The organism is Cupriavidus sp. CPT47-8839-RL05A, assembly GCF_058792255.1.
Genome location: NZ_JBYTEG010000025.1, coordinates 52,213 through 77,416, shown reverse-complemented (window position 1 = coordinate 77,416; position 25,204 = coordinate 52,213). Strand labels below are relative to the sequence as shown.

Here is a 25,204-nt window from a genome sequence, read left to right as displayed (position 1 = left end):
CAGCGAAGCATGGCGCTGAAGTCCTCATTGTAGCCAAGGGGTCGGGGCGCGGCCCGGCGCAGCACGGCATCGGCAAGCTGCGGGGAATTCCGCGCCGGCGGCGTGGTCTCAGAGACACGTGGGTATTCAGCGGAAAGCGAGGTAGCACTATGTGGCAGCGCGCAGGCGGTGTCGGCAAGGCAGGAGCGGCGGGGCCGCGCAGGTGGTGGGGGGCGATGGCGTTGCTGGCGGCGCTGTTGCTGTCAGGGTGCGCCAGCACGGTGGTGACCGATGTCACGGCGTTCCGCCAGCCCGGCTGGCAGAACGATGCGCCGCGCACCTACAGCTTCGAGCGCAGCGCCGAGCAGGCGGCGCAGCTTGACCGCCAGACCTATGAGCAGTGGCTGGCCGCGGCGCTGGCGGAGATCGGCTTCGAGCAGGCGCCGGCGAAACAGGCGCGCTATCGCGTCAGCATGGACTTCGATGCCGCGCCCGGCATCGTGCGCGTGGCCGAGACCGTCTATCCGGACCCGTGGTACGGCCCGTGGGGCCCGTACTGGGGGCCTGGCTACTACCGCCCGTACGGGCCCTGGGGTCCGTGGGGCCCATGGGGGCCGGGCTACTGGCCGCCGCAGACCGTGGTGCGCGACATTCCGGTGACGTTCTCCAGCCTGCGGGTGTATTTCAGGGATGCGGCCAGCGGCAAGCGGGTCTACCAGGTCACCGCGCAGAACCAGACCGAGAACGGCAGCCTGCCTGCGGTCATGCCCTACCTGATCCGCAGCGCCTTTACCGACTTCCCGGCCGAGAGCGGCCGTCCGCGCCGGGTGACGCTCGAGGTCGAGAAAAACGCAAAGTAGGGCGGCCGGGGCCGGCCGCGCGGTCCCTGCCAGGCGATGCGTGCGGATGCATGCACGGGCATGCGTCTGCACCTGCATTGCATACGCAATGGTAAAAGCTGTTTAACTGGAATAATCCACCCAAAAAGCGGCCTGCAGGCGGGCTCTGGTGGTACTTTGCGCGGACACGTGGGCTAGAATGGTTGCTCGATTTTTCCGGCCTGTCTGCCGGGATCGCCAGTTTCGCTGCCAGGCGTTGTCCTTCGCTGCCGGCCCGTATCCTGAGATTTCTCGATCGGGGCTGAGCCGGATCTTGGCGGGAGAGGGGCGCTTCCGGTTCGGGCCATTTTCCGGACGAGCCAATGAGCAGCAAGAATAGCGGTGATGCACCGCAACATGCCCCGAACAGTCCTGAAGCGCAATTGCGCCTCGCCGCGCTGGAATACCACCGCAGCCCCACCAAGGGAAAGATCCAGGTAACCGCGACCAAGGCGCTGTCCAACCAGCGCGACCTGTCGCTGGCATATTCGCCGGGCGTGGCCTATGCCTGCGAGGAAATCGCCAAGGACCCCGCCACCGCCGCCGAGTACACCTCGCGCGCCAACCTGGTGGCCGTGGTCACCAACGGCACCGCCGTGCTGGGCCTGGGCGATATCGGCCCGCTGGCCGGCAAGCCGGTGATGGAGGGCAAGGGCTGCCTGTTCAAGAAGTTCGCCGGCATCGATGTGTTCGACATCGAGCTCGACGCGCGCGACCCGGACAAGATCGTCGAGATCGTTGCCGCGCTCGAGCCCACGCTGGGCGGCGTGAACCTGGAAGACATCAAGGCGCCGGAATGCTTCTACATCGAGCAGAAGCTGCGCGAGCGCATGAACATCCCCGTCTTCCACGACGACCAGCACGGCACCGCGATCATTTCTACCGCGGCGCTGCTCAATGGCCTGAAGGTGGTCGGCAAGGACGTCGCCAAGGTGAAGCTGGCCGTGTCCGGCGCCGGCGCGGCCGCCATTGCCTGCCTGGACACCATGGTCAGCCTCGGCGTGAAGCGCGAGAACATCTCGGTGGTGGACTCCAAGGGCGTGATCTATGTTGGCCGCGACGCCAACATGGAAGCCAACAAGGCGCGCTATGCGCAGGACACCTCGGCGCGCACGCTGGCTGACATCGTCAAGGACGCCGACGTCTTCCTGGGTTGCTCGACCGCCGGCGTGCTGACCGCCGAGATGGTCAAGACCATGGCCGACAAGCCCATCATCCTGGCGCTGGCCAACCCCGAGCCGGAAATCCGCCCGGAAGTGGCCAAGGCCGCGCGACCGGACTGCATCATCGCCACTGGCCGTTCGGACTACCCGAACCAGGTCAACAACGTGCTGTGCTTCCCGTACATCTTCCGCGGCGCGCTGGATTGCGGCGCGACCAAGATCACGGAAGCGATGAAGCTGGCCTGCGTCAAGGCCATCGCCGAGCTGGCCGAGGCCGAGCTGAACGACGCCGTTGCCGCCGCCTACGGCGGCCGTGAGCTGAAGTTCGGCCCGGACTACATCATCCCGACGCCGTTCGACCAGCGCCTGATCGAGAAGATCGCGCCGGCGGTGGCCAAGGCCGCGGAAGAATCCGGCGTGGCCACGCGCCCGATCAAGGATCTCGAGGCGTATCGCCAGCAGCTGTCCACCTATGTCTATCACACCGGCCTGATCATGAAGCCGGTGTTCTCGGCCGCCAAGGCCGCGCCCAAGCGTGTGGCCTACGCCGAGGGCGAGGAAGAGCGCGTGCTGCGTGCCGTGCAGACCGTGGTCGACGAAGGGCTGGCCCGCCCCACCCTGATCGGCCGCCCGCACGTGATCCAGATGCGCATCGAGAAGGCCGGCCTGCGCCTCAAGGCCGGGGTGGACTTCGATCTGGTCAATCCGGAAGAAGACCCGCGCTATCGCGCCTACCACGAGGCCTACCACGCGCTGCGCGGCCGCGACGGCGTGACGCCGGACATGGCCAAGGTGGCACTGCGCCGCTCCAACACGCTGATCGGCGCCATGCTGATGCACATGGGCGATGCCGATGCGCTGCTGTGCGGCACGGTGGGCCGCTTCGAGGCACACCTCGAGCACGTGCGCGACGTGATCGGCCTGGCGCCGGGCGCCAAGGTGTTCGCCGCGATGAACGCGCTGATGCTCGAAAAGCATACGCTGTTCATCACCGACACCTTCGTCAACGACGATCCCACCGCCGACGAACTGGCCGCGATCACGCAACTGGCCGCTGAGGAAATCGCGCGTTTCGGCCTGGTTCCCAAGGTCGCGCTGATGTCGCACTCGATGTTCGGCTCTTCTACCCGTCCGTCGGCGCGCAAGATGCGCGAGGCCGCGGGGATTCTGGCCAAGGTGGCTCCGCACCTGGAAGTGGAAGGCGAGATGCAGGGCGACGCTGCCCTGGACGAAGACGTGCGCCGCCATTTCCTGCCGTCGACCAAGCTGGCCGGCAGCGCCAACCTGCTGGTGATGCCGACGCTGGACGCCGCCAATATCGCCTTCAACCTGCTCAAGATCACGGGCGGGCAGGGCGTCACGGTGGGCCCGATCCTGCTGGGCGCGGCCAAGCCGGTGCATATCCTGAACCCGCAGGCCACTACGCGCCGGATCGTCAACATGACGGCCGTGGCGGTGGCGGAGAGCAACGCGGTGCGCTGATGCGCTGAAAGGCGTGAGCCAATGTAAAAAGCCGGGTCTGATGATCCGGCTTTTTCTTTGATGGTGCCCCGCGGCAAGCGCGCAGGGCACGCTGCTGGTTCGGTGGCTATTGCAGCACGTTGTACTGCTCGCGCATTACGACAATGATCGACTTGGCCGCGGCGAGCTGCGTGCCCAGGTTGTCGACGGATTCTTGCGGGAAATCGACCTCGGCGCTCCAGTTGCATCCGGTATGGTCAGGCTGGTGCATTCGCACCGCGTGCAACTCGCATTCGCCGCACTCGGGGTTGTTGTCGAGGCACTGGTTCAGGATGGCCATCAGTTCGGAACGGGTCTTCGGATATCGCCGCATGAATCACCTCTCTAGGATCGTTTTTTGAGGCCTGGAACACCAATCTAGGTAGCGGGCGGGGGCCGTTCCAATTGAATCCGACTATGGAGCGCGGGCTTCCGATCCGGTGTGAAGCTTAGCAGGGAATGGCGCGCCGCAGCATTCCGGGGCAAAAGTCTTGCCTAAAGTGACGCGTGCGCGGCAATGAAAAAGCCCGCCGGGAAGGCGGGCTCCAGTGCTGCCGGTGAGGCGCTTACGCCATCAGAACTTGTGACGCATGCCCACGCCGAAGGTATCGCCGTGCTCGATGCCGGTGATCTTGTCGTAGTAGTAGGCGGCGTAGACGTCGGTGCGCTTGGACAGGTTGTAGTCGTAGGCGACGGCAAACGTGTTGCGCTTGAAGTCACCGATCGCGTTCTCGGTCTTGCCATAGGCGTAGGACGCCAGCACGTTGCCGGCACCGACCGGTACCGAGGCCCCGACCTGACCGTTGGTGTGCTTGATGTCGCCGCTGGCGGCCGTGCTGGCCTTGGTCTTGATGTACTGGCCCTGGGCGAACAGCTTGACCACCTTGAAGTCGTACGTGATGCCGCCCAGCACAGCGTCCTGGCGGCTCAGGCCTGCTACCGACAGGTCGTCGGGAACGGCGTTGAAGCGGACCTGCTGGAACGCGACGGTCGCGGCGAACGGCCCGTTGAAGTACATCAGGTTGCCGCCCCACTTGTTCTGGCCCGCGGCACCTGCCTTCTCGCCTGCCGAGTAGATCAGGTTCGCACTCAGGCCGCCGAAGTTCGGGGTGGAGTACAGCACCGAGTTGCTCCAGCCCGAGTCGCCGATGATGCCCGGATCCACCACGCCATTGCTGGCCGCACCGAAGTAGGTGTGGAAGATGGTCGGCGAGAACACGTACGAGTCGACCAGCGGGTTGAACAGGATGGTCGAGATGAAGTACGGGGTGGTGTTGCGGCCCAGCTTCAACGTACCCAGCTTGTCATTCTGCAGGCCGACGTACGCGTTGCGGCTGAACATCGAGTCGCCGGTGAAGCGGCCGCTGTTGCCGCTGTCCGTGCGGAAGAACCCGTTCAGGTCGAAGATGGCCTTGGTGCCGCCGCCCAGGTCTTCGGTGCCCTTGATGCCCCAGTAGGACGTCTGCATACCGCCCGAGTTGGCCACCCATGCGCGCTCGCCCGAACCCGGGCTCTTGACGCCGCCGATGAACATGTCAGCCTGGCCGTACAGCGTGACGCTGGACTGGGCCATGGCCGCACCGGAAAAAAGGGTAGCCGCTACTGCCGCCAGCTTTAGTGCCGGCTTGTACTGCTTCTGCATTGTTAGACCTCCGTGGTTTTTGATCCTGCTTGGAACGTTGTGTACTGGGTCCCTGTCGGGTTCTTCTAATGTCTTGGTGCTTTTATTCGTGCCGCCTGGCTTGGCTCGGTGAGGGGTGGTGCATGGGTGCCGGCGGCATCGGGTACAGCGTTTTTTGTTATACAGGTGACGCTTTTTTGCTCAGGCGGATACTAAGTCGTCAAGCCGGAACTGCGCAATGCGATGGATCTGGTTGATGCAAGTTTGCAACTCTTGCTGCGGCGTGTTTTCCAGTCGGCGCGCGAACTCCGCGATGATCCCGTGACGGTCGTAGCCGCGCACGGCCAGGATGAACGGGAAGCCGAACTTGTGGTTATAGGCCGCGTTGAGCGACTGCAGGCGGTCGAACTCCTCGGGCGTGCACAGGTTCAGGCCGGCGCCGCTTTGTTCGCGCGTGGATTCGGCGGTCAGCTCGCCGCGCACGGCGGCCTTGCCGGCCAGCTCCGGGTGGGCGCGCACCAGCTTGAGCTGGGCCGCCTCGCCCGCTTCATCGACCGCCTTGCGCAGTGCCTGCGCCAGCGCGGCGCCGTCGGCGAAGGGCCGCTGCGCGGCTGCGGTCTCGGCAAACCACGGCGAGTGTTCGTAGATGCCGCCCAGCACCTGCACGAACTCCGCGACAGGCATGGTGTTGAGTTGGGCGATGGTGTAGGTCTGGCTCATGCTTGGTTCCGGGGGGGGGTAGGGGTGGGTATCGGCCCAGTGGCGGGCGATGTCGACACGGCGGCAGATCCACACCTTGTCGTGTCCCTGCACATAGTCGAGGAAGCGCTGCAGCGCGCGGAAGCGGCCCGGGCGGCCGAGCAGGCGGCAGTGCATGCCGATCGACAGCATCTTGGGGCTGTCCTGGCCGCTCGGGTCGCCTTCCTCGTACAGCACGTCGAACGCATCCTTCAGGTACTGGAAGAACTGTTCGCCGGTATTGAAGCCCTGCGGCGTGGCAAAGCGCATGTCGTTGGAGTCGAGCGTGTACGGCACCACCAGGTGTGGCTTCTTCTCGCCGCCGGTGACTTCGACCTCGGTCCAGAAGGGCAGGTCGTCGCCGTAGTAGTCCGAGTCGTACAGGAGGCCGCCGTGCTCCACCACCAGGCGGCGCGTGTTGGGGCTGTCGCGGCCGGTGTACCAGCCCAGCGGCAGTTCGCCGGTCAGGTCCTTGATGATCTGCATGCCGATGCGCATGTGCTCGCGCTCGGTGGCTTCGTCGATGCCCTGGTAGTGGATCCAGCGCCAGCCGTGGCAGGCGATCTCGTGGCCCAGTTCGACAAAGGCGCGGGTCAGTTCAGGATGGCGTTGCAGCGCCATCGACACGCCGAAGATGGTCAGCGGCAGGCCGCGCTTCTCGAACTCGCGCAGCAGGCGCCAGACGCCGGCGCGCGAGCCGTATTCGTAGATGCCCTCCATGCTCATGTGGCGGTCGGGGTAGGCCGCGGCGCCGACGATCTCGGAAAGGAACTGCTCGGAGGCGGCATCGCCGTGCAGCACGCAGTTTTCGCCGCCTTCTTCGTAGTTGAGCACGAACTGCAGCGCAACGCGCGCGCCGCCCGGCCAGCGGGCGTGCGGCGGCCGGGCACCATATCCGATGAGATCGCGTGGATAGTTATCTTTTGTCATGTGTCTTTGCTTGCTTCAGGAAAACGCCCGGCACCGCCGCGCCGCCCGCAAGCGCCGACCATCACGCAATGAACGTGCCAGTCGTGCCGGCGGCGGTGCCGGATACTTCGATACCGTTGCTTCAGTTACTCGGTGCCGTGCGAGTTGGCGGCGGCGTTGCGCATGGCCTCCTCGCGCGACTGGATGCCGTTGTAGAACAGGTTCAGCGCCACGGCCACGATCGTGCCCAGCACGATGCCGCTGTGGGTGAACGGACCGGTCCACTTCGGCAAGTACTGGAAGAAGGTCGGTGCCAGCGTCGGGATCATGCCGGCGCCGATCGAGATGGCGACGATGAACAGGTTGTGGCGGTTGCGGTTGAAATCGCACGAGCCCAGGATGCGGATGCCGGTGGCGGCCACCATGCCGAACATCACGATGCCGGCGCCGCCCAGCACGAACTGCGGCACCGAGGCCACCACGTGGGCCATCTTGGGGAACAGGCCGAAGGCGATCAGGATGATGCCGCCGGCAGCCGCCACGTAGCGCGAGCGCACGCCGGTCACCGTCACCAGGCCCACGTTCTGCGAGAACGAGGTGTACGGGAAGGTGTTGAAGATGCCGCCGATCACGGTGCCGAGGCCGTCGGCGCGCAGGCCGCGGGTCAGGTCCTCGTTGCTCAGCTTCTTGCCGGTGATGTCGGACAGCGCCAGGAACATGCCGGTGGACTCCACCAGCGTGATCAGCATGACGATGCACATCGACAGGATGGCGGTCACTTCGAAGGTCGGCATGCCGAAGTGCAGCGGCGTGATGACGGCGACGAAGCTGGCTTCATCCAGGCCTTCGAACGACACCTTGCCCATCGCCATCGCCACCAGCGTGCCGGCGATGATGCCCAGCAGCACTGCGCAGTTGGCCACCAGGCCGCGGCCGTACTTGGTCAGCAGCAGGATGATCAGCAGCGTCAGGCCGGCAATGCCGAGGTTGGCCAGGTCGCCGTAGGCGAGGTTGGGCACCTCCTTGACCACGCCGTCGATCACGGCACGGGTGGTGGGCTGGCCGCCGGCCGCCCAGTTGATGCCCACGCGCATCAGCGACACGCCGATCAGCGTGATCACCGTGCCGGTCACCACCGGCGGGAACAGCCCCAGCATGCGCCCCATCATCGGCGCGATCAGGATGCCGAATACCCCCGATGCGATCACCGCGCCATAGATGCCGAGCAGGCCGACATTGGGATCGGTGCCGATGGCGATCATCGGCGCCACCGAGGCGAAGGTCACGCCCATCATCACGGGGAGGCGGATGCCGAACTTCCAGAAACCAAAGGCCTGGATCAGCGTGGCCAGGCCCGCGGCGAACAGGTCGGCGTTGATCAGGAACGCCAGCTGGTCCTTGGGCAGCTTGAGCGCGCCACCAACGATCAGGGGCACGGCAACCGTGCCGGCGTACATCACCAGAACGTGCTGCAACCCGAGCGCGAGCAGGCGCCCGGAAGGCAAACGCTCGTTGGTGAGGTCCGTCGGGACCGTGGTGCTTGCGGAATTCATGGGTGCGTCTCCTCTCCTTTGGTTTGATGGGAACACCACTGCCATGGCCCCGGTCCTGGATCCCGGAAGGTCTCCGGACCGTTATCTGCCTGTCGTCTCAGCACTCTCGTCGGTGAGCCGGGTGCTGTTTGCCGACCGGGTCTGGCCTTGTAGTTGGGGGCAGGGGCGGGAACACCGTGCTAGGTGGAGCGGCCTAGTACGCTGCGAAGATCGAAGTTGCCCGGCTCGTCCGGCTGCACGCGGTCGGCGCAGGCGCCAAGGTGGTGCGCCATGCGCGACTGGGCCAGCGCGGCATTGCCCTGTTCGAGTGCGTCGAGAATCTCTTCGTGTTCATCGAACGAGCAGGCGTTGTTGCCCGGGGCTTCCACGCTGGCGATCATCAGCGTGGTGCGCGACACCAGCCGGCGCATCATGTTGACCAGCAGCGCATTGCCCGACAGTTCCGCCAGCGCCGTATGGAACTCGGCGGACAGGCGGATCCATTTGGGCCGGTCATGCGTGAGGAACGCCTGGCGCTCGCTGGCCACCATCTGGCGCAGCGGCGCGATCACGGCCTTGACGTCGGGCATGCCGGCAAGCTTTTCCAGCACCGCGCGTTCCAGCATCTGGCGCAGCTCGAACATGTCGTGCGCTTCGTCGGTGGAGGGGCTGGCGATAAAGGCGCCGCGGTTGGGTTCGAGATCGACCATGCCGTCGGCTGCCAGGTGCGACAGCACCTTGCGCACCGTGTGCCGCGCGGTGGCATAGATCTCGCAAAGGGAATGCTCGGTCAGCTTGGTGCGCGGCGGCAGCCGGTGCTCCATGATCGCGTCGTAGATCTCGTGATACATGCGCTCTTCGACCGAGCCCTTGCGTGCGGGCTTGGCGGGCTTGCCCGCTTGGATCTCGGTCAGCTCGGCGTCGGCCTTGGTTTCGGCGTTGGCGGCAATCAGCTTCAGGCTCTTGGACATCGTGGCACCAGCAGTCAGGCAGGGCACCGCAAATCCTGGACATCAGGCAGCGGTGATCCAAAAATTGTTGACAATTATTTGGTTACTGCTTCAATATTGTCAACAAAACCGACTCAGGTTTTCGACAACTCAGGGAAATCCCTGAATTGCCAACCGGGTAGTGCAGGCGCATTGTCGCCACGCACCACCCAGCGCCGGGATGCGTTACCAGACGTACCGAGCGGGCACCATTCCCACAAATGGTGCTAGTGAAGGCAGCGGCGCCCCTCACAACCCAATCGCCTAAGGAAAAACACGATGGGACGCTTGACCACACACGTACTTGACACCGCTGCCGGCACGCCCGGCAAGGGCATGTCGGTTACTCTTCATAAGATTGTCGACAATCGTCGCGAAACCCTGAAGACAGTCGTGACGAACCACGACGGCCGTTGCGACCAGCCGCTGCTGGAAGGCGCGGACTTCGCCGTTGGCGTGTACGAGCTGGAATTCGCCGCGGGCGACTACTTCCGCGCGCAAGGCACGCAGCTGCCCGAGCCGGCTTTCCTGGACGTGGTGCCCCTGCGCTTCGGCATTGCCGATGTCAACGCGCACTACCACGTGCCCCTCCTGGTCTCGCCCTGGTCGTACTCGACCTACCGCGGCAGCTGAAGCGGTGGCATAGGGAAACAGGAGACAAGACATGGAAGGCTACATTCTCGACTGGGCCAATCTGCTGCTGCGCTGGGTGCACGTCATCACGGCGATCGCGTGGATCGGCTCCTCGTTCTATTTCGTCTGGCTCGACAACAGCCTGACCCGTCCCACCGATCCTGACCTGCAGGAGAAGGGTGTCGGCGGCGAGCTGTGGGCAGTGCACGGCGGCGGTTTCTACAACCCGCAGAAATACCTGACCGCACCCAAGACGCTGCCTGAGAACCTGCACTGGTTCTACTGGGAGTCGTATTCCACCTGGATGACCGGCTTCGGCCTGCTGGTGGTGCTGTACCTGTTCAACGCCAGCACGTTCCTGATCGACAAGAACGTCTACGACATGTCGCCCGGCGCGGCGGTCGGCCTGGCGCTGTCCTACCTGGCCGCGGGCTGGGTGGTCTATGACGTGATCTGCCGCGTGTTCGGCAAGAGCGACAAGACCGTGGGCGTGCTGGTGGCGATCTACGTGGCCGTGGCTGCCTACGTGGCGTGCCACCTGTTCTCGGGCCGTGCGGCGTTCCTGCTGACCGGTGCGATGATCGCCACCATCATGAGCGCCAACGTGCTGGTGTGGATCATCCCGGGCCAGCGCAAGGTGGTTGCCGCGCTGCGCGCGGGCCAGCCGGTCGATCCGGTCCATGGCAAGAACGCCAAGCAGCGCAGCGTGCACAACACGTACTTCACGCTGCCGGTGCTGTTCGCGATGCTGTCGAACCACTACAGCATGACCTACAGCTACAAGTACAACTGGGCCGCGCTGATCCTGATCATGCTCGCCGGTGTGCTGATCCGCCAGTTCTTCATCCTCAAGCACAAGGGCAAGATCAACGTGGCCTGGCCCGCAGCCGGCGTTGCCGTGCTGGCCGTGGTCGCCGTGCTGATCGCGCCGCAACCGCGCCCGGCCGTGGCCAAGGCAGAAGGTGGTGAAGCCGCCACCGCCGTCAGCTTTGCCAAGGTGCAGGAAGTGATGAACGCACGCTGCGTGCAGTGCCACGCCGAGCAGCCGAAGATGATGCCGACCGCAGCCAAGGGCATCAAGCTCGATACCGCGGAAGACATCAAGGCCCACGCGCAGCTGATCTACCAGCAGGCCGTGCAGCAGAAGGCGATGCCGCTGGGCAACGTGACGCAGATCACCGACGACGAACGCGCCCTGCTGGGCCAGTGGTTCGAAGGCGGTGCCAAGACCACCAACTGAGGGTGGCTTGATCTGAAAAGCATCAGGGCCGGCGCGTGCCGCCGGCCCGCGAAATCCGAGCATCGGTGATCGACGGTCCGGAGGGTTGTGCAGTTGGCAACCATCAGTACCGGACCGGCGAGGGTTTGAACGGGGCCTTGTGCCCCGTTTTTTTTCGGCGACTTATCCGCCGATATTCAGCAACGCCAGCACCCCCAGCACCAGGAAGATCCCCGCCGCGATCTTGTGCACCAGTCCGATCGGCATCTTGTTGGCAAACTTGTCGCCAAGCAGGACCGCCGGCGCATTGGCGACCATCATGCCGAAGGTGGTGCCGGCCACCACGGCAATCACCGCATCGCTGAAGCGCGCGGCCAGCGCCACGGTGGCGATCTGGGTCTTGTCGCCCATCTCGGCAAAGAAGAAGGCCACGATGGTGGTGCCGAGGATGCCAAGGGCGCCCTTGACCGGCCTGGCCTGTTCGGCGTCGTCGAGCTTGTCGGGGATCAGCATCCATGCCGCCATCGCGATAAAGCCCAGGCCCAGGATCCAGCGCAGCAGGCTTTCGCCCAGCACATGCGTGATCCAGCCGCCGAGCGCACCGGCAAAGCCGTGGTTGAACAGCGTGGCGATCAGGATGCCAACGATGATGGGAACGGGCTTGCGGTAGCGCGCGGCCAGCACCAGTGACAGCAATTGCGTCTTGTCGCCCATTTCAGCGAGGGCGACGATGCCTGTGGAGACGAGGAAGGCTTCCATATTGGTGTTGTGGGGTAACCGGGCCGCAATGCATCGCGAGATGCCAATGACGCACACCTTTCCCGGCCCGGCCAGAAAGGTATGGTCATCGGTCTCGCCAGGCTGGACGCTGCCGGGTCCGTATCAGTACGGCCGGGCGGGTCCGGAGCTGCGCACGCCATAACCGCAAGCGGTCAAGTCTGTTGACGTACGCCCCTGTCCCCCGGAGTCCGCATTGCGCGGCGCGGTGAGAGCAGGGCGGCTACTCCCCAATGGAAGCGGCAATTATAGCGGCGGGGGGGGCAGGCGTCCACCTGCCCCCGCCACAAGGCCTGACCCCTCAGACGGGTACAGGCGCGTTGTCGCTGGTCTGGCGGCCGCGGAAATCGGTCCAGCACAGGGCCTTGAAGTCATAGAGCTTGCAGCGGCGCGCGGTATCGAAATACCAGCGCCAGGAGAAGTTCTCGATGATGATGCGGCCCGGCAGCGCGTGCTCCAGCAGTGCCTGGGCGCGCTTGAGGCGGTACAGCGGCACGCTCATGTCGACGTGGTGCGCGGTGTGTTCCATGATGTGGTGCAGCGCCGCGCCGATGCCGTGGCGGAAGCGCAGGTGCACGGTGGTCGAGACAAAGGGCTGTGCCTTGGCCCACATGGCCTTGGTGTCATACCAGGCGACGCTGGTGTGGGTGTGGTGCACATACAGCACGAAGCCGACGGTGACATTCCAGACCAGGAATGGCAGCACAAAGCCCGCGCCGATCAGCAACCACACCGACTGCTCCGTGGCCAGCGCCAGGCCCGCCAGCGCGCCGATCCAGGCCAGCCCGAAGGCGGCTACCAGCACACAGTCGCCGGTGAAGATCGGGCGGCGCGTAGCCATCTGGCGCTTGCTGGGGAAGAACATCTTGCACCACCAGATTTCCACCAGGTAATACAGGCCCGGGCCGAAGCCGGTGCGGTAGATGCGCTCCATCACGCGGCGCCAGCGCGGCAGCGCGTTGAATTCTTCCAGTGAGTAGGGCGCCCAGACGAAGTCGAAGCCCTTCAGGTTGGTATAGCCATGGTGCACCACGTTGTGGCCGACTTCCCACAGGCTGTACGGCGTCAGCGAGGGCAGGAAGGTGAGCCGTCCCAGCCACTTGTTCAGGCCGCGGCGCGGGGTCAGGCTCTGGTGGCAGGCATCGTGGCCGATGATAAACAGGCGCGCGATGATCAGCCCGGCCAGCACGCCCAGCGCCAGCTTGGCGGCCCAGTGCTGCGCCAGCACCACGCCGGCCAACACGGCGCCGAACAGCAAGTAGTCGAAGGCGAACAACAGCAGTGCGCGCGGCGTGCTGCGCTGGCCCAGCGGGATCAACCAGCCGCGGATGATCTTGCGCGAGGGCAGCGGGGCGTCCGGCGCGATCGGCTCCGGCAGCGGGGCGTGGTTGGGCGCGCCCTTGCGCGCGGCATGGGGCACGCCATGCGGGCCACTGGCGCGCTCAGGGGCGTGAGCGGCGGATTGGGAAGCGGTCATGCGGAACCTTCTGATTGCGGTCGGATGGGTATGGGCGCACGGCACGCAGACGGCCGCGGCGGAACCGCAAGGTTAGAAGGCTTTGTCGAAGGCGGCCTTGACGGTCGTCAAGCCGGAGGCGGGGGCGAAGCGGTAAAAGCGCGCCCGCCGCATGGGGGCGGGCGGCTGCTGGCCAGGTGACGGATCAGGCGGCTGGCACGTGGGCGGCCTCGCCCATCACATAGACGCTGTCGATGACGCGGTCGTCGCCCAGCATGGCAAAGGCGAACAGCTCTTCTTCCAGCGTTTCCGAGCGGTTGCTGCGGCGCGCGATCAGCGGCGTGGCCTTGGGGTCCAGCACGATGAAGTCGGCCTCGCAGCCAACGCTGAAGCTGCCGACGCGGTCGGTCCAGCCCAGCGCCTCGGCCGCGGCGCGGGTGGCCAGGTAGAACATGCGCAGCGCGGTCAGGTAGTAGCCGCCCATGCGCGCCACCTTGTGCGCCGCGTTCATGGTGCGGAACATCGAGAACGAGGTGCCGCCGCCGACGTCGGTGGCCAGCGTCACGTTCAGGCGGTTGGCGTCGGACTGGTGGAAGTCATAGAAGCCGCTGCCCAGGAACAGGTTGGAGGTGGGGCAATGCGCCACCGCGGCGCCGCTGTCGGCCAGGCGCCGGCGGTCGTCCTGGTCCAGGTAGATGGCGTGGCCATACATCGCGCCCGGGCGCAGCAGGCCGTAGCGGTCGTACACGTCCAGGTAGCTGCGCGCGTCCGGGAACAGCTCGGCCACCCATTTGACCTCGTCGCGGTTCTCGGCCACGTGGGTCTGGATAAAGGCGTCCGGATAGGCGCGCGCCAGCTCGCCGCAGGCGGCCAGCTGCGCCTCGGTCGAGGTCGGGGCAAAGCGCGGCGTGATGGCGTAGGCCAGGCGCCCCTTGTTATGCCAGCGCGAGAGCAGGTCGGCGGAGTCCCGGGCGCCGGTCTCGGCCGTATCGCGTAGGAATTCCGGGCAGTTGCGGTCCATCATCACCTTGCCCGTGACCATGCGCAGGTTGCGCGCCTCGCTTTCGGCAAAGAGAGCCTCGGCCGAGGCCTTGTGCACCGTGCTCCAGACCACCGCGCTGGTGGTGCCGTTGCGCAGCAGTTCCTCGGTGAAGAAGCCGGCCACGCCGCGCGCGTAGTCGGGGTCGGCAAAGCGGCGCTCTTCGGGGAAGGTGTAGGTGTCGAGCCAGTGCAGCAGGCCCGGCGACGGCGACGCGATCATGTCGGTCTGCGGGTAGTGCACGTGGGTGTCGATAAAGCCGGGCACGATCAGCTTGCCGCGGTGGTCGACGATCTCGGCATCAGCCGGAATGCGCGCAGCCAGCTGCGTATGGTCGCCGGCGGCGGCGATGCGCCCGTTGGTGACGATCAGCACCCCGTCGTCCCAATACTGATACGCATCCTCATGGAATTGCGGATCGCGCAGGAAATGCAGCACGCGGCCGCGAATGGCACGGGTGAGGGAGTCAGTCTTGGGGTTGGTCGTCATGGTTTGTCTCTTGTGGCCGGCCCGCGCGGAACGGCATGGTTCAAGCAGCGGGCCGGGCTATTGGCATGCGCCGCGCTCAGGCCGCTGGGGCCGTTGCGGGCGGGGACTTGGGCGGGCTCGACCAGAAGTGGTCGACTTCCGCCAGGAATTCGGCCTTCTGCATGGCAGGCAGGAAGGCCGCTTCAAAGCTGTTGCGGGCAAGCTTGTGGGCATCGGCCGCGTCCAGCGGCAGCGCCTCGAAGGTGGCTTCCCAGTTGGCGTTCATATAGCCGCCGAAGTAGGCCGGATCGTCCGAATGCAGCGTGATCACCACGCCGGCATCGAGCATGCGCTTGAGCGGGTGGTCGCGCAGGTCCGGGTAGACCTTGAGCTTGACGTTGGACAGCGGGCACACGGTCAGCGCCACGCGCTCGCGCGCCAGGCGTTCCACCAGTGCCGGATCGTCGATGGCGCGCACGCCGTGGTCGATACGCTGCGCCTTGAGGATGTCGAGGGCGTCGGTGACGTATTGCGCCGGACCTTCCTCGCCCGCGTGGGCCACCAGGTGCAGGCCCAGCTCGCGCGCCCTGGCGAACACGCGCGCGAACTTCTCGGGCGGGTTGCCTTGCTCGGACGAATCCAGGCCCACGCCGACAAAGCGGTCGCGGTAGGGCAGCGCCGCTTCCAGCGTGGCGAAGGCGTCTTCCTCCGGCAGATGGCGCAGGAAGCACAGGATCAGGCTGCTGGAGAAGTCATATTCGGTGCGCGCCTGGGCCAGGGCATCGGCGATGCCGTCGATCACCACGCCGATCGGCACGCCGCGCGCGGTATGGGTCTGCGGATCGAAAAAGATCTCGGCGTGGCGGACGTTGTCGGCGACGGCGCGCTTGACGTAGTCCATGGTCATGTCGAAGAAATCTTCCTCGGTCAGCAGCACGCTGGCGCCGGCGTAGTAGATGTCCAGGAACGACTGCAGGTCGGTGAAGGCGTAGGCGGCGCGCAGCGCCTCGACGCTGGGATAGGGCAGCGCCACCTGGTTGCGCTGCGCCAGCCGGAAGATCAGTTCCGGCTCAAGCGTGCCTTCGATATGCACATGCAGTTCGGCCTTGGGAGTGCGGCGGATCTGTTCCGCGAGCGCGGCATCGATGGTCATGGGGGCCTCGTTTCTGGGCATTTCTGTGCCTGCCGGCGGGGCCGGCGGCACGGGTTCAGGGATGCACCGCCTCCGGGCGGCCCAGACGCAGCGCGGCAAGGCGCTGTTCGCGGACCTGGAGCAGCTGGGCGACGATGGCTACCGCAATCATAGCCGGAGCCTTGTCGGTAATCCCGGGAACCCCCATGGGGCATGTCATTTCCGCAAACCGGGCCGGGTCGATGCCGTGCTCGGCCATGCGGTGTTCAAAGCGCGCGCGCTTGGTCTTGGAGCCGATCAGCCCGAAGTAGGCGAAATCGGTGCGCTTGAGGATTTCCTCGCACAGGGTCTGGTCCAGCGCATGGCTGTGCGTCATGACCAGGAAGTAGCTGCCCGCGGGCGCCTGGGCCACTACCGCTTCGGGCGTGTCGCTGGCCTCGGCCTCGACATTGTCGGGCAGCCCGCCGGGGAACAGCGTGTCGCGCTCGTCGACCCAGTGCACGCGGCACGGCAGCGTGGCCAGCACCTTGACCAGTGCATGGCCGACATGGCCCGCGCCAAACAGCACCACGTGCATGGTGTCGGGCACCAGCGTATCGGTCCAGCTGCCGTCGGCGTGCAGCGTTACGCCGGGGATCACGGCATGGCTGTCGCCATGGGTGATCGCGCCGCTGGCCGGCACCTGCCGCTGCACTGCCTTGCCGGCGGTGAAATTGCGTTCGACCGCGTCAAGCCAGTGCAGGTCGCTTTTGCCCAGTACCTCGAACGCCAGCTGCACCACGCCGCCGCAGCACTGGCCCAGCGCCGGCCCGAGCGGAATGCGCTCGATCCGGCGTTGTTCACCGCGCACCAGCATCTCGCGTGCGATATCCATGCCGCGCCACTCCAGGTGGCCGCCACCGATGGTGCCGACCAGGTCGTCGGCGCTGACCAGCATGCGGATGCCGGCCTCGCGCGGGGCCGAGCCCTTGACTTCGACGATGGTGACCATCGCCACCGGCACGCCGGCGTGCACCATGCGGGCGGCGTCGGCGAAGCGGAAGGGTTTGAGCGGTGCGTCCTGCATGTCGGGGGCCTTGTCGGTGTTGCCTGGTTGCTGCTTGATGCTGTGGTGCTGCCTGCGCTGTGTCATCGCAAGAGTGGCGCGCGCCTGCTTCTGCCACCGGCCCCTTGCCCGTCAACGCGGCCAAGGGGGGAAAGTCCGGGGGCGCCCGCAGGCGCGCGCTTCCTGCGATCGTTCCGCCAGCTCAGGCTGGCTGCTCCGCGGCTGCGCGCACGGCGTCGACGGCGTCCAAAATCGCTTCGCTGGTGGCCGGGGCCTTCAGCGGCGGGTTGATGCGGTAGTCGCCAACGGCAGCCACGGCGTCGCGGATCGCGAAGAACACCGAGAACGGCAGCAGCAGCGGCGGCTCGCCCACGGCCTTGGAGCGGTGGATGCTGTCCTCGACGTTGCGGTTCTGGAACAGGCGCACGTTGAATGCCTCCGGGCAGTCGTTGACCGTGGGGATCTTGTACGTGGACGGGGCGTGCGTCATCAGCTTGCCGTCCTTGTTCCACCACAGTTCCTCGGTGGTCAGCCAGCCCATGCCCTGGATAAAGGCGCCTTCGACCTGGCCGATGTCGATCGCCGGGTTCAGCGAGCGGCCGGCGTCGTGCAGCGCGTCGGCGCGCAGCAGCTTCCATTCGCCGGTGAGCGTGTCGACCAGCACCTCGGAGCACGCGGCACCGTAGGCGAAGTAGTAGAACGGGCGGCCCTGCAGCCTGCTCTGGTCCCAGTGCAGCTTGGGCGTGGTGTAGAAGCCGTCGGACCACAGCTGCACGCGCGCCACGTAGGCTTCGCGCGCCAGCTCGCCGAACGACACGCGCAGTTCGCCGGCGCTGACCAGGTCATCGTTGAAGCGCACCTCGGACGGCTCCACGCCGGCCTTGCGCGCGGCAAACACGGCCAGGCGCTCGCGGATCTGGCGGGCGGCATCCTGCGCGGCCTTGCCGTTCAGGTCGGCGCCGGTGGAAGCGGCAGTGGCCGAGGTATTGGCCACCTTGCTGGTATCGGTCGCGGTCACGCGCACGCGTTCCATGCGGATGCCCAGTTCATGCGCCACCACCATCGCCACCTTGGTGTTCAGGCCCTGGCCCATTTCGGTGCCGCCGTGGTTCACCAGCACTGAACCGTCGTTGTAGACGTGCACCAGCGCGCCGGCCTGGTTGAAGTGGGCCACGTTGAACGAGATGCCGAACTTCACCGGGGTGATGGCGATGCCCTTCTTCAGCACCGGGCTGGTGGCGTTGAACGCGCGTGTGGCCTCGCGGCGGGCGCGGTATTCGCTGCTGGCCACCAGTTCGTCGATCAGCTCGTGGATGACGTTGTCTTCCACGGTCTGGCCGTAAGGCGTGACGTTGTTCTCGGTCTTGCCATAGAAGTTGGCGCGGCGCACGTCCAGCGAATCCTTGCCGACCGTGCGGGCGACATTGTCCAGGATGTATTCGACCGCGAACGCGCCCTGCGGGCCGCCGAAGCCGCGGAAGGCGGTATTGCTCTGCGTGTTGGTCTTGCCGCAGTAGCCGTCGATCTGCACGTTCGGCAGCCAGTAGGCATTGTCGAAGTGGCAGATGGCGCGGGTCATCACCGGGCCCGACAGGTCGGCCGAGAAGCCGGCGCGCGACACCATCTCGACCTTGACGCCCTCGATGTGGCCTTCGTCGTCGTGGCCCACGGTGTAGTCGAACACGAAGTCATGGCGCTTGCCGGTGATCATCATGTCGTCGTCGCGGTCCGGGCGCAGCTTGACCGGGCACATCAGCTTCCAGGCAGCCAGCGCGGCGCAGCAGGCGAACAGCGCCGACTGCGATTCCTTGCCGCCGAAGCCGCCGCCCATGCGGCGGCATTCGACCAGCACCTGGTGCGCCTGCCAGCCGAGCATATGGCACACCGCGTGCTGCATCTCGGTCGGGTGCTGGGTCGAGCACCACACTTGCATGCCGTCGTTCTCGCGCGGCGCGGCGTACGAGATCTGGCCTTCCAGGTAGAACTGCTCCTGGCCGCCCAGGTGGATCCTGCCGCTGTCCTGGTGGGCCGCGCCGGCAATGCGCGCGGCGGGCTCGCCGCGCGTCAGGTGCATCGGCGGCAGCACATAGCTGCCGGCCTCGTGCGCGGCTTGCGGCGACAGCACCGGGGGCAGGTCTTCGTAGTCGATCGTGCCCAGGCGGGCGGCGCGGCGCGCGGCGTCATGCGAGGTCGCCACCACGATAAAGACCGGCTGGCCGACGAACTGGACCACGTCGCGCGCCAGGATCGGGTCGTCGTGGATGATCGGGCCGCAGTCGTTGGTGCCGGGGATGTCGTCCACCGTCAGCACGTCGACCACGCCGGGCGCGGCGCGCACCTTGTCGAGCGAGATCGACTTGATGCGGGCGTGCGCGCGGGTGCTCATGCCGAGCGCGGCGTGCAGCGTGCCGGCCAGCTCGGGGATGTCGTCCGTGTAGGTGGCGGTGCCGGCCACGTGCAGGTGGGCGGATTCATGCGGACGCGAGATGCCGACCTGCGAGACCTGTTCGGCGGTGGCGTCGAGCAGGAAGGGTTCGGTTTGCTTGTTCATGCCGATGCTTTCCTTTTTCTCTGGCTCAGGCCGTGGCGGTTTCAGTGGCGCCGGCGCCGATGGCGCGGACGTTGACGGCTGCCGCGGGCAGCGCTTCGGCGCGGGTCTCCAGCCAGAAGCGGTACAGCAGGTTGGCGGCACCGCGGCTGCGGTACGACGCGGTCGCGCGCATGTCGGACAGCGGCGTGTAGTCCTGCGCCAGCGCGGCCATGCCGGCGCGGGCGGTGGCTTCATTCCACGGCTGGCCGGTCAGGGCCGCTTCGGTGGCGGCGGCGCGCTTGGGCGTGGCGGCCATGCCGCCGAAGGCGATGCGGGCCTGCGTGACGATGCCGTCCTGCACGGTGATGCCGAATGCGGCACACACGGCGGAAATATCCTCATCAAAGCGTTTGGACAGCTTGTAGGTGCGGAAGTGCTGCGGGCCGGCCACCGGCACGCGCAGCGCGGCGACGAATTCGCCCGGCTGCATCGCGGTCTTCTGGTAGGCCAGGTACAGGTCTTCCAGCGGCAGCGTGCGGCGCGTCTCGCCATGCTGCAGCACCACTTCCGTGCCCAGCGCGATCAGCGCCGGCATCGAGTCGCCGATCGGCGAACCGTTGGCGATATTGCCGCCCAGCGTGCCGGCATTGCGGATCGGCAGCGAGGCAAAGCGCTTCCACATCTCTTCCAGCTCGGGGTGTGCGGCGTTGAGTGCGGCGTAGGCCTTTTCCAGCGTCACGGCGGCGCCGATCTCGACCATGCCGTCGCGTTCCTCAATGTGGCTCAGGTCTTCCACCTGGCCCACGTAGAGCAGGTTGCCCAGCTCGCGGAACTGCTTGGTGACCCACAGGCCCACGTCGGTGCTGCCGGCCAGGATGCGGATATCGGGCTGTGCCGCCTTGATCGCGCCGAACTCGGCCGCGCTGCGCGGGGCAAAGAACTCCTGGCCCTGGGCGCGGTAGCGGAAGGTCTCGCCGCGCTTGAGGTTGCGCAGGGTGTCGGCGATCTGCTTCGGGTTGAGCTTGTCCGCCGTCGGGGCGGGCAGGGCCATCATGCGCTCGCCGGCGTCGATGATCGGGCGGTAGCCGGTGCAGCGGCACAGGTTGCCGGTCAGCGCGTCGCAGATGGTCTGGCGCGAGGGCGCTTCGCCGCCCGGGGTGTGCTGCTGGTACAGCGCCCACAGCGACATCACGAAGCCGGGAGTGCAGAAGCCGCACTGCGAGCCGTGGCACTCGACCATGGCTTCCTGCACCGGGTGCAGGTTGCCGTCGGCCTGACGCAGGTCCTCGACCGTGATCAGGGCCTTGCCGTCGAGCGTGGGCAGGAACTGGATGCAGGCGTTGACCGCCTTGAATTCGACATCGCCGCCGTCTTGCAGCTCGCCGACCACGACGGTGCAGGCGCCGCAGTCGCCTTCGGCGCAGCCTTCCTTGGTGCCGGTGCAGCGCGCGTCTTCACGCAGGTACTGCAGCACGGTGCGGGTGATGGGGGCGTCGGATACTTCCTTGACCTGGCCGCGGTGGAAAAAGCGGATGGTTTGCGTCTCCATGGTCTTCTCTCTCTTGGTGATGGCGGAAACATAGCACCCTGGCCTTTCATGCAATATTCGGCCCAGGTGATATGCCCCATCAGCGGGCGGCCCGATTGGTGCCCCGCCGCACCGCAAGGCGCCCCCCCTGGAGGAGGTGATTTGACCGTTTGCGGGGCGCCTGTCATACACTATGCGCCGTTCCCATCCCCCACGCCACCCATCTGGCCCCCGCCGGAGGGCCGCCATCGCCATGCACGGACGCGACCATCTCGATACATATTTGCTGCGGGTGCTTCACACCCTGCTGACCGAGCAGAGCGTGACCCGCACGGCCGTGCGCCTGGGCCAGTCCCAGCCCGCCATCAGCAATACCCTGAAGCGCCTGCGGGAGATCACCGGCGATGCCATTTTGGTGCGGGGCAAAAACGGCATGGTGCCGACCGAGCGCGGCCGCGAACTGCTGGCGCTGGCCGAGCAGAGCCTGGCGGCGATGGACCGCATCGCGCGCCCGCCGCAGCAGTTCGACCCGGCTACCACCACGCGCACCTTCCACCTGGGCGCGCCGGACTACCTGGACGCCTTCTTCCTGCCCAATATCGTCGAACGCGTGCGCCGGCTGGCGCCGGGCGCCAAGCTGTTCGTGCATCCGATGACGTCGTCGTCGGACTTCCTGGACGACCTGGAGCAGGGGCAGCTCGATATCGTGGTCGGCAACTGGCTGTCGCCGCCGGAGCACCTGCATATCTCGCCGCTGTTCGACGACGAGGTGGTGTGCATGCTGGGCGCCCAGCATCCGCTGGCGCGCAAGGGGCTGACGCTCAAGCACTACCTGGAGATGCCGCACCTGGCCCCGGCGCCGTATGCGTCGATGCAGCGCAGCATGATCGACCAGGCGCTGGCCGAGCAGGGCTACAAGCGCAACATCCAGGTCACGCTGCCGTATTTCGGCCTGGTGCCGTATGTGCTGATGAAGACGGATATGGTCTTTACCACCGGCCGCCAGTTTGCCGCGCACTACGCGCAGTACCTGCCGATCCGCATGGTGCCCTCGCCGGTGTCGTTCCCGCGCATGCGCTTCTACCAGCTGTGGCACGAGCGCTGCCACGCGGCGCCGGATGTGATGTGGATCCGGCGCATGATCGCCGAGGTGGCGGCGGACCTGCCGCAGTTGCCGCGGCTGGAGGCAGAGGCCGGCTGAGCGGGCCGGGGCAGCAGGCGAGGAGCTTACTTTGCCTTGTAGCTCGGGAAGAACAGCTGCTCGCCTTCCACCTGGTACCCGGCAATCGCATCCTGTCCTTCCTTTGACGTGATCCACTCCACCAGCTTGATCGCATCCGTGTGGTTGATACCCGCATGCCTGGCGGGGTTGACCGCGATGATGCCGTACGGGTTGAACATCTTCGGATCGCCTTCGATGGCGATGGCCAGGCCGGTCTTGGCGCGATAGGCGCCGTAGGTGGCGCGGTCCGACAGCGTATAGGCCGGCATCTGCGCGGCCATCGTCAGCACCTCGCCCATGCCCAGGCCGGCGTTGACGTACCACGGCTGGCCCTTGGGCTCGATGCCGAGCTGCTTCCAGTAGTCCTTCTCCATCACGTCGGTGCCGGAGTTGTCGCCGCGCGAGATGAACTTGCTGCCGCTGCCGGCGAGCTTGCGGAACCCCGCCAGCACGTCCTTGCCGCCCTTGACGCCTGCCGGGTCGCTGGCCGGGCCGACCACGATGAAGTCGTTGTACATCACGTCGCGGCGGTTCACGCCGTAGCCGGCCGCGACAAAGGCGTCTTCCATCTTGCGCGCATGCACCAGCAGCACGTCGACGTCGCCCATCTCGCCCATCTTCATGGCCTTGCCCGAGCCGACCGCGATCACCTTGACGGTGACGCCTGCCTTTTGCTCGAAGCGCGGCAGCAGGTATTTCAGCAGGCCCGAGTTCTCGGTGCTGGTGGTGGTGGCCAGCTTCAGTTCCCCGGCATGGGCCGCCGACAGCAGGCCTGCGCAGGCAATCGCAACGAGATGGCGCGCTGGGCGGCGCAGGCGTTGGGCAAGGCGAGGCGACATGCGGTGGCTCCTTTGTATTATGTTTTTTCAGACATAATTGCTTTTGCCTTTCGATCTCATGGAGAATGCGGCAAAAGAACATAAGAATGGGGTATTCATTGTGGTCCAGCCGAGATCGACAAGTAAATATGCTGCGGATGACATATGACCTTCCGCTTTGACCTGTTCCCCGTGATCGCGCCCGACGACAATCCGCGCGCCAACGGCAAGGTCTTCCAACTGCTCAAGGCCGTGCGCGAGACCGGCTCGCTGCACCGCGCCGCGCGCGAGATCGGCTTGTCGTACCGCCATGCCTGGGGCGTGATGCGGGCCTGGGAGGAAATGCTCGGGCGCAGCGTGCTCGATATGGAGCGCGGCCGCGGTGCCTCGCTGACCCGCTTTGGCGAACGCCTGCTGCGCGCCGAGCTGCGCCTGCGCGAATCGGTCGACCCGGTGGTGCAGAAGGCCATGGCCGACTTCGTTGCCGAGCTGGACGATGCCCAGCAGCCGCAGTCGCAGGTGCATTTCACCGGCAGCCATGACCCGGCGGTGGAGGTGCTGGCCGCCGCGCTGGGCGAGGCAGGAACCTCGCTGCAGCTCGACACGGTGTTCTGCGGCAGCGTGGAGGGGCTGATCTGCCTGCAGGAGCGGCAGTCGGAACTGGCCGGCTTCTATGTCTCGCCGGTGCAGACCGCGGGCTCGGTCGCGCATGTGACGCTGCGCAAGTGGCTGCGGCCGGCCGCGGTGCGGCTGCTGCGGCTGGCCTGGCGCGAGCAGGGCCTGATCCTGGCGCCGGAGGTGGCGCGCGAGGTGCATGACCTGCGCGACCTGGCGCGCACCCAGGCGCGCTTCGTCAACCGGCAGCGCAGTTCGGGCACGCGCATGCTGTTCGACCAGCTGCTGGCCGCGCAGGGCCTGTACTCCGACCAGATCGCCGGCTACGACGAGACCGAGTTCAGCAACGAGAAGGTGGCCGAGGCCGTGCACGGCGGCCGCGCGCAGGTGGGCTTCGGGCTGCGCATGAATGCCGAGGCCCACGGGCTCGCCTTTGTGCCGCTGACGCGCGAGGCCTACTACCTGGCGCTGCGCAAGAACGACCAGACCGCCGGCTGGATGGCAGCGCTGCTGGCCCTGCTGGCTGATCCGGCCTTTGCCCGGCGCATCGAGGCGCTGCCCGGCTACACCATGGCCGAGCCGGCCGGTATCCTGACGCCGCAGGAGGCGTTGCCGTGGTTCGGGCCGGGCGGCAAGGAAGACAACTGAGGGCCAGCCAGGCGGCATGACGCCGACGGGCGCGCGGCTGCGCGGCCCGGTCCGTATTACACTCCCTGCCAGGCGCACCGCGGTTTGCATCGGCTTGCGCCAGACCCTTGCAAGGAGCGCCATGCTGGAAACCGCCGCGCTGGCCGCGGGCATGTCCTGGGCCAGCGGCTTTCGCCTCTACCTTGCGGTGCTGGCCGCCGGCGTGCTGGCGCGCCTGGGCTGGCTGGACCTGCCGCCCGGGCTGCAGCCGCTGGAATCCTGGTGGGTCATCGGCGTGGCCGCCGTGCTGGCCGTGGCCGAATTCGTCGCCGACAAGGTGCCCGCGTTCGATACCGTCTGGGACGGCATCCATACCTTTATCCGGATCCCCGCCGGCGCGATCCTGGCCGCCGCCGCCTTCGGCCAGCTGGATCCGCAGTGGATGGTGGCGGCAGGGCTGATCGGCGGCACGCTGGCCGGCACCGCGCATGCGGTCAAGGCGGGCACGCGCGCGCTGATCAATGTGTCGCCGGAACCGTTCTCCAATTGGACGGCCTCATTCACTGAAGACCTGACCGCGACCGGCAGCCTGCTGCTGGCGTTTTTCCTGCCGGTGGTGTTCCTGGTCTTGCTGGTGGTCTTCCTGCTGGTGTCGGTGTGGCTGCTGCCGAAATTGTGGCGCGGCGTGCGCCGGCTGCATGCGAGCCTGCGCGGCAGGTCTGAGCGGCCTGGCACACCTCGCTAGCTTCCCGGCCATTTCCGCTTTTTTTTCGACTGACCCGAGGC

General features: G+C 66.5%; 20 protein-coding genes, 1 pseudogene and 1 riboswitch. Of the genes and pseudogenes, 7 read left to right on the top strand and 14 right to left on the bottom strand.

All coding sequences use genetic code 11. The features are described from left to right. The first annotated feature begins 215 nt into the window (after positions 1–215). Complete coding sequence (locus tag AC3WVS_RS26315) at positions 216–839, top strand: DUF4136 domain-containing protein (RefSeq protein ID WP_492320974.1); 624 nt, start codon at positions 216–218, stop codon at positions 837–839. Between the two features lie 341 nt (positions 840–1,180). Then, positions 1,181–3,502, top strand: a complete 2,322-nt coding sequence (locus tag AC3WVS_RS26310) for an NADP-dependent malic enzyme (RefSeq protein ID WP_010809179.1) — start codon at positions 1,181–1,183, stop codon at positions 3,500–3,502. 106 nt (positions 3,503–3,608) lie between these two features. Here the strand turns inward: AC3WVS_RS26310 and AC3WVS_RS26305 are convergent, their stop codons facing one another. The 6 genes and pseudogenes from AC3WVS_RS26305 to AC3WVS_RS26280 all read right to left on the bottom strand — a co-directional run bounded on the left by AC3WVS_RS26305 (position 3,609) and on the right by AC3WVS_RS26280 (position 9,291). Continuing rightward, positions 3,609–3,854 carry a hypothetical protein gene (locus AC3WVS_RS26305; RefSeq protein WP_010809178.1) on the bottom strand — a complete coding sequence of 82 codons (246 nt, stop codon included), beginning with the start codon at positions 3,852–3,854 and terminating at the stop codon, positions 3,609–3,611. A gap of 240 nt (positions 3,855–4,094) precedes the next feature. Further along, positions 4,095–5,162: a porin gene (locus tag AC3WVS_RS26300; RefSeq protein WP_492320949.1), complete on the bottom strand. Its 1,068-nt coding sequence runs from the start codon at positions 5,160–5,162 to the stop codon at positions 4,095–4,097. A gap of 180 nt (positions 5,163–5,342) precedes the next feature. Continuing rightward, the gene (gene uraD / locus AC3WVS_RS26295; RefSeq protein ID WP_492320973.1) at positions 5,343–5,825 is read right to left on the bottom strand and encodes a 2-oxo-4-hydroxy-4-carboxy-5-ureidoimidazoline decarboxylase; all 483 of its coding nucleotides are present in this window, start codon (positions 5,823–5,825) and stop codon (positions 5,343–5,345) included. Between the two features lie 48 nt (positions 5,826–5,873). Further along, positions 5,874–6,809 (bottom strand): annotated as a pseudogene (gene puuE / locus AC3WVS_RS26290) (allantoinase PuuE); the annotation flags it as partial. Positions 6,810–6,934: 125 nt separating this feature from the next. Next, positions 6,935–8,341, bottom strand: a complete 1,407-nt coding sequence (locus AC3WVS_RS26285) for a nucleobase:cation symporter-2 family protein (RefSeq protein WP_492320948.1) — start codon at positions 8,339–8,341, stop codon at positions 6,935–6,937. Between the two features lie 179 nt (positions 8,342–8,520). Beyond that, entirely contained in the window at positions 8,521–9,291 is a 771-nt protein-coding gene (locus tag AC3WVS_RS26280) for a GntR family transcriptional regulator (RefSeq protein ID WP_492320947.1), read from the bottom strand. A 297-nt stretch (positions 9,292–9,588) separates the two neighbouring features. Here AC3WVS_RS26280 and uraH point away from each other — a divergent pair, with 297 nt between their 5' ends. Next, a complete protein-coding gene (uraH, locus tag AC3WVS_RS26275) occupies positions 9,589–9,942 on the top strand; it encodes a hydroxyisourate hydrolase (protein ID WP_010809171.1) in 354 nt (117 codons plus the stop codon). Positions 9,943–9,973: 31 nt separating this feature from the next. Then, complete coding sequence (locus tag AC3WVS_RS26270) at positions 9,974–11,182, top strand: urate hydroxylase PuuD (RefSeq protein ID WP_010809170.1); 1,209 nt, start codon at positions 9,974–9,976, stop codon at positions 11,180–11,182. A 162-nt stretch (positions 11,183–11,344) separates the two neighbouring features. Here the strand turns inward: AC3WVS_RS26270 and AC3WVS_RS26265 are convergent, their stop codons facing one another. The 7 genes from AC3WVS_RS26265 to xdhA form a co-directional block, all read right to left on the bottom strand. Next, positions 11,345–11,920, bottom strand: a complete 576-nt coding sequence (locus AC3WVS_RS26265; protein ID WP_492320946.1) for a TMEM165/GDT1 family protein — start codon at positions 11,918–11,920, stop codon at positions 11,345–11,347. A 114-nt stretch (positions 11,921–12,034) separates the two neighbouring features. Continuing rightward, a riboswitch (yybP-ykoY riboswitch) is annotated at positions 12,035–12,182 on the bottom strand. Positions 12,183–12,239: 57 nt separating this feature from the next. Continuing rightward, the gene (locus AC3WVS_RS26260; protein ID WP_492320945.1) at positions 12,240–13,415 is read right to left on the bottom strand and encodes a fatty acid desaturase; all 1,176 of its coding nucleotides are present in this window, start codon (positions 13,413–13,415) and stop codon (positions 12,240–12,242) included. A gap of 184 nt (positions 13,416–13,599) precedes the next feature. After that, complete coding sequence (gene guaD, locus AC3WVS_RS26255; RefSeq protein WP_492320944.1) at positions 13,600–14,922, bottom strand: guanine deaminase; 1,323 nt, start codon at positions 14,920–14,922, stop codon at positions 13,600–13,602. 76 nt (positions 14,923–14,998) lie between these two features. Then, complete coding sequence (locus AC3WVS_RS26250; RefSeq protein ID WP_035819904.1) at positions 14,999–16,054, bottom strand: adenosine deaminase; 1,056 nt, start codon at positions 16,052–16,054, stop codon at positions 14,999–15,001. Positions 16,055–16,109: 55 nt separating this feature from the next. After that, positions 16,110–17,099, bottom strand: coding sequence for a xanthine dehydrogenase accessory protein XdhC (xdhC, locus tag AC3WVS_RS26245; protein WP_492320972.1), 990 nt, complete (start codon positions 17,097–17,099; stop codon positions 16,110–16,112). A gap of 181 nt (positions 17,100–17,280) precedes the next feature. After that, complete coding sequence (gene xdhB / locus AC3WVS_RS26240) at positions 17,281–19,629, bottom strand: xanthine dehydrogenase molybdopterin binding subunit (RefSeq protein ID WP_492320943.1); 2,349 nt, start codon at positions 19,627–19,629, stop codon at positions 17,281–17,283. Positions 19,630–19,654: 25 nt separating this feature from the next. Beyond that, entirely contained in the window at positions 19,655–21,157 is a 1,503-nt protein-coding gene (gene xdhA / locus AC3WVS_RS26235; protein WP_492320942.1) for a xanthine dehydrogenase small subunit, read from the bottom strand. A gap of 232 nt (positions 21,158–21,389) precedes the next feature. Here xdhA and AC3WVS_RS26230 point away from each other — a divergent pair, with 232 nt between their 5' ends. Next, positions 21,390–22,337 (top strand): LysR substrate-binding domain-containing protein, encoded by a 948-nt coding sequence (locus AC3WVS_RS26230; RefSeq protein ID WP_010809162.1) that lies wholly within the window; start codon positions 21,390–21,392, stop codon positions 22,335–22,337. Between the two features lie 26 nt (positions 22,338–22,363). Here the strand turns inward: AC3WVS_RS26230 and AC3WVS_RS26225 are convergent, their stop codons facing one another. Continuing rightward, positions 22,364–23,197, bottom strand: coding sequence for an ABC transporter substrate-binding protein (locus AC3WVS_RS26225; protein ID WP_492320941.1), 834 nt, complete (start codon positions 23,195–23,197; stop codon positions 22,364–22,366). Between the two features lie 144 nt (positions 23,198–23,341). Here AC3WVS_RS26225 and AC3WVS_RS26220 point away from each other — a divergent pair, with 144 nt between their 5' ends. Both AC3WVS_RS26220 and AC3WVS_RS26215 read left to right on the top strand, forming a co-directional pair. Then, positions 23,342–24,439 carry a substrate-binding domain-containing protein gene (locus tag AC3WVS_RS26220; RefSeq protein ID WP_492320940.1) on the top strand — a complete coding sequence of 366 codons (1,098 nt, stop codon included), beginning with the start codon at positions 23,342–23,344 and terminating at the stop codon, positions 24,437–24,439. 121 nt (positions 24,440–24,560) lie between these two features. Next, positions 24,561–25,163: a DUF4126 domain-containing protein gene (locus AC3WVS_RS26215; RefSeq protein ID WP_492320939.1), complete on the top strand. Its 603-nt coding sequence runs from the start codon at positions 24,561–24,563 to the stop codon at positions 25,161–25,163. The last annotated feature ends 41 nt before the right edge of the window (positions 25,164–25,204 follow it).

What these genes read in the sequence shown, in the direction of transcription:
- AC3WVS_RS26260 (WP_492320945.1), bottom strand. Translation starts at nt 13,415, where the DNA reads ATGACCGCTTCCCAATCCGCCGCTCACGCCCCTGAGCGCGCCAGTGGC.
- AC3WVS_RS26220 (WP_492320940.1), top strand. Translation starts at nt 23,342, where the DNA reads ATGACCTTCCGCTTTGACCTGTTCCCCGTGATCGCGCCCGACGACAAT.
- xdhB (WP_492320943.1), bottom strand. Translation starts at nt 19,629, where the DNA reads ATGAACAAGCAAACCGAACCCTTCCTGCTCGACGCCACCGCCGAACAG.
- AC3WVS_RS26270 (WP_010809170.1), top strand. Translation starts at nt 9,974, where the DNA reads ATGGAAGGCTACATTCTCGACTGGGCCAATCTGCTGCTGCGCTGGGTG.
- AC3WVS_RS26225 (WP_492320941.1), bottom strand. Translation starts at nt 23,197, where the DNA reads ATGTCGCCTCGCCTTGCCCAACGCCTGCGCCGCCCAGCGCGCCATCTC.
- AC3WVS_RS26315 (WP_492320974.1), top strand. Translation starts at nt 216, where the DNA reads ATGGCGTTGCTGGCGGCGCTGTTGCTGTCAGGGTGCGCCAGCACGGTG.
- guaD (WP_492320944.1), bottom strand. Translation starts at nt 14,922, where the DNA reads ATGACGACCAACCCCAAGACTGACTCCCTCACCCGTGCCATTCGCGGC.
- AC3WVS_RS26310 (WP_010809179.1), top strand. Translation starts at nt 1,181, where the DNA reads ATGAGCAGCAAGAATAGCGGTGATGCACCGCAACATGCCCCGAACAGT.
- AC3WVS_RS26265 (WP_492320946.1), bottom strand. Translation starts at nt 11,920, where the DNA reads ATGGAAGCCTTCCTCGTCTCCACAGGCATCGTCGCCCTCGCTGAAATG.
- AC3WVS_RS26215 (WP_492320939.1), top strand. Translation starts at nt 24,561, where the DNA reads ATGCTGGAAACCGCCGCGCTGGCCGCGGGCATGTCCTGGGCCAGCGGC.
- uraH (WP_010809171.1), top strand. Translation starts at nt 9,589, where the DNA reads ATGGGACGCTTGACCACACACGTACTTGACACCGCTGCCGGCACGCCC.
- AC3WVS_RS26230 (WP_010809162.1), top strand. Translation starts at nt 21,390, where the DNA reads ATGCACGGACGCGACCATCTCGATACATATTTGCTGCGGGTGCTTCAC.
- xdhA (WP_492320942.1), bottom strand. Translation starts at nt 21,157, where the DNA reads ATGGAGACGCAAACCATCCGCTTTTTCCACCGCGGCCAGGTCAAGGAA.
- AC3WVS_RS26280 (WP_492320947.1), bottom strand. Translation starts at nt 9,291, where the DNA reads ATGTCCAAGAGCCTGAAGCTGATTGCCGCCAACGCCGAAACCAAGGCC.
- AC3WVS_RS26285 (WP_492320948.1), bottom strand. Translation starts at nt 8,341, where the DNA reads ATGAATTCCGCAAGCACCACGGTCCCGACGGACCTCACCAACGAGCGT.
- AC3WVS_RS26305 (WP_010809178.1), bottom strand. Translation starts at nt 3,854, where the DNA reads ATGCGGCGATATCCGAAGACCCGTTCCGAACTGATGGCCATCCTGAAC.
- xdhC (WP_492320972.1), bottom strand. Translation starts at nt 17,099, where the DNA reads ATGCAGGACGCACCGCTCAAACCCTTCCGCTTCGCCGACGCCGCCCGC.
- AC3WVS_RS26300 (WP_492320949.1), bottom strand. Translation starts at nt 5,162, where the DNA reads ATGCAGAAGCAGTACAAGCCGGCACTAAAGCTGGCGGCAGTAGCGGCT.
- AC3WVS_RS26250 (WP_035819904.1), bottom strand. Translation starts at nt 16,054, where the DNA reads ATGACCATCGATGCCGCGCTCGCGGAACAGATCCGCCGCACTCCCAAG.
- uraD (WP_492320973.1), bottom strand. Translation starts at nt 5,825, where the DNA reads ATGCCTGTCGCGGAGTTCGTGCAGGTGCTGGGCGGCATCTACGAACAC.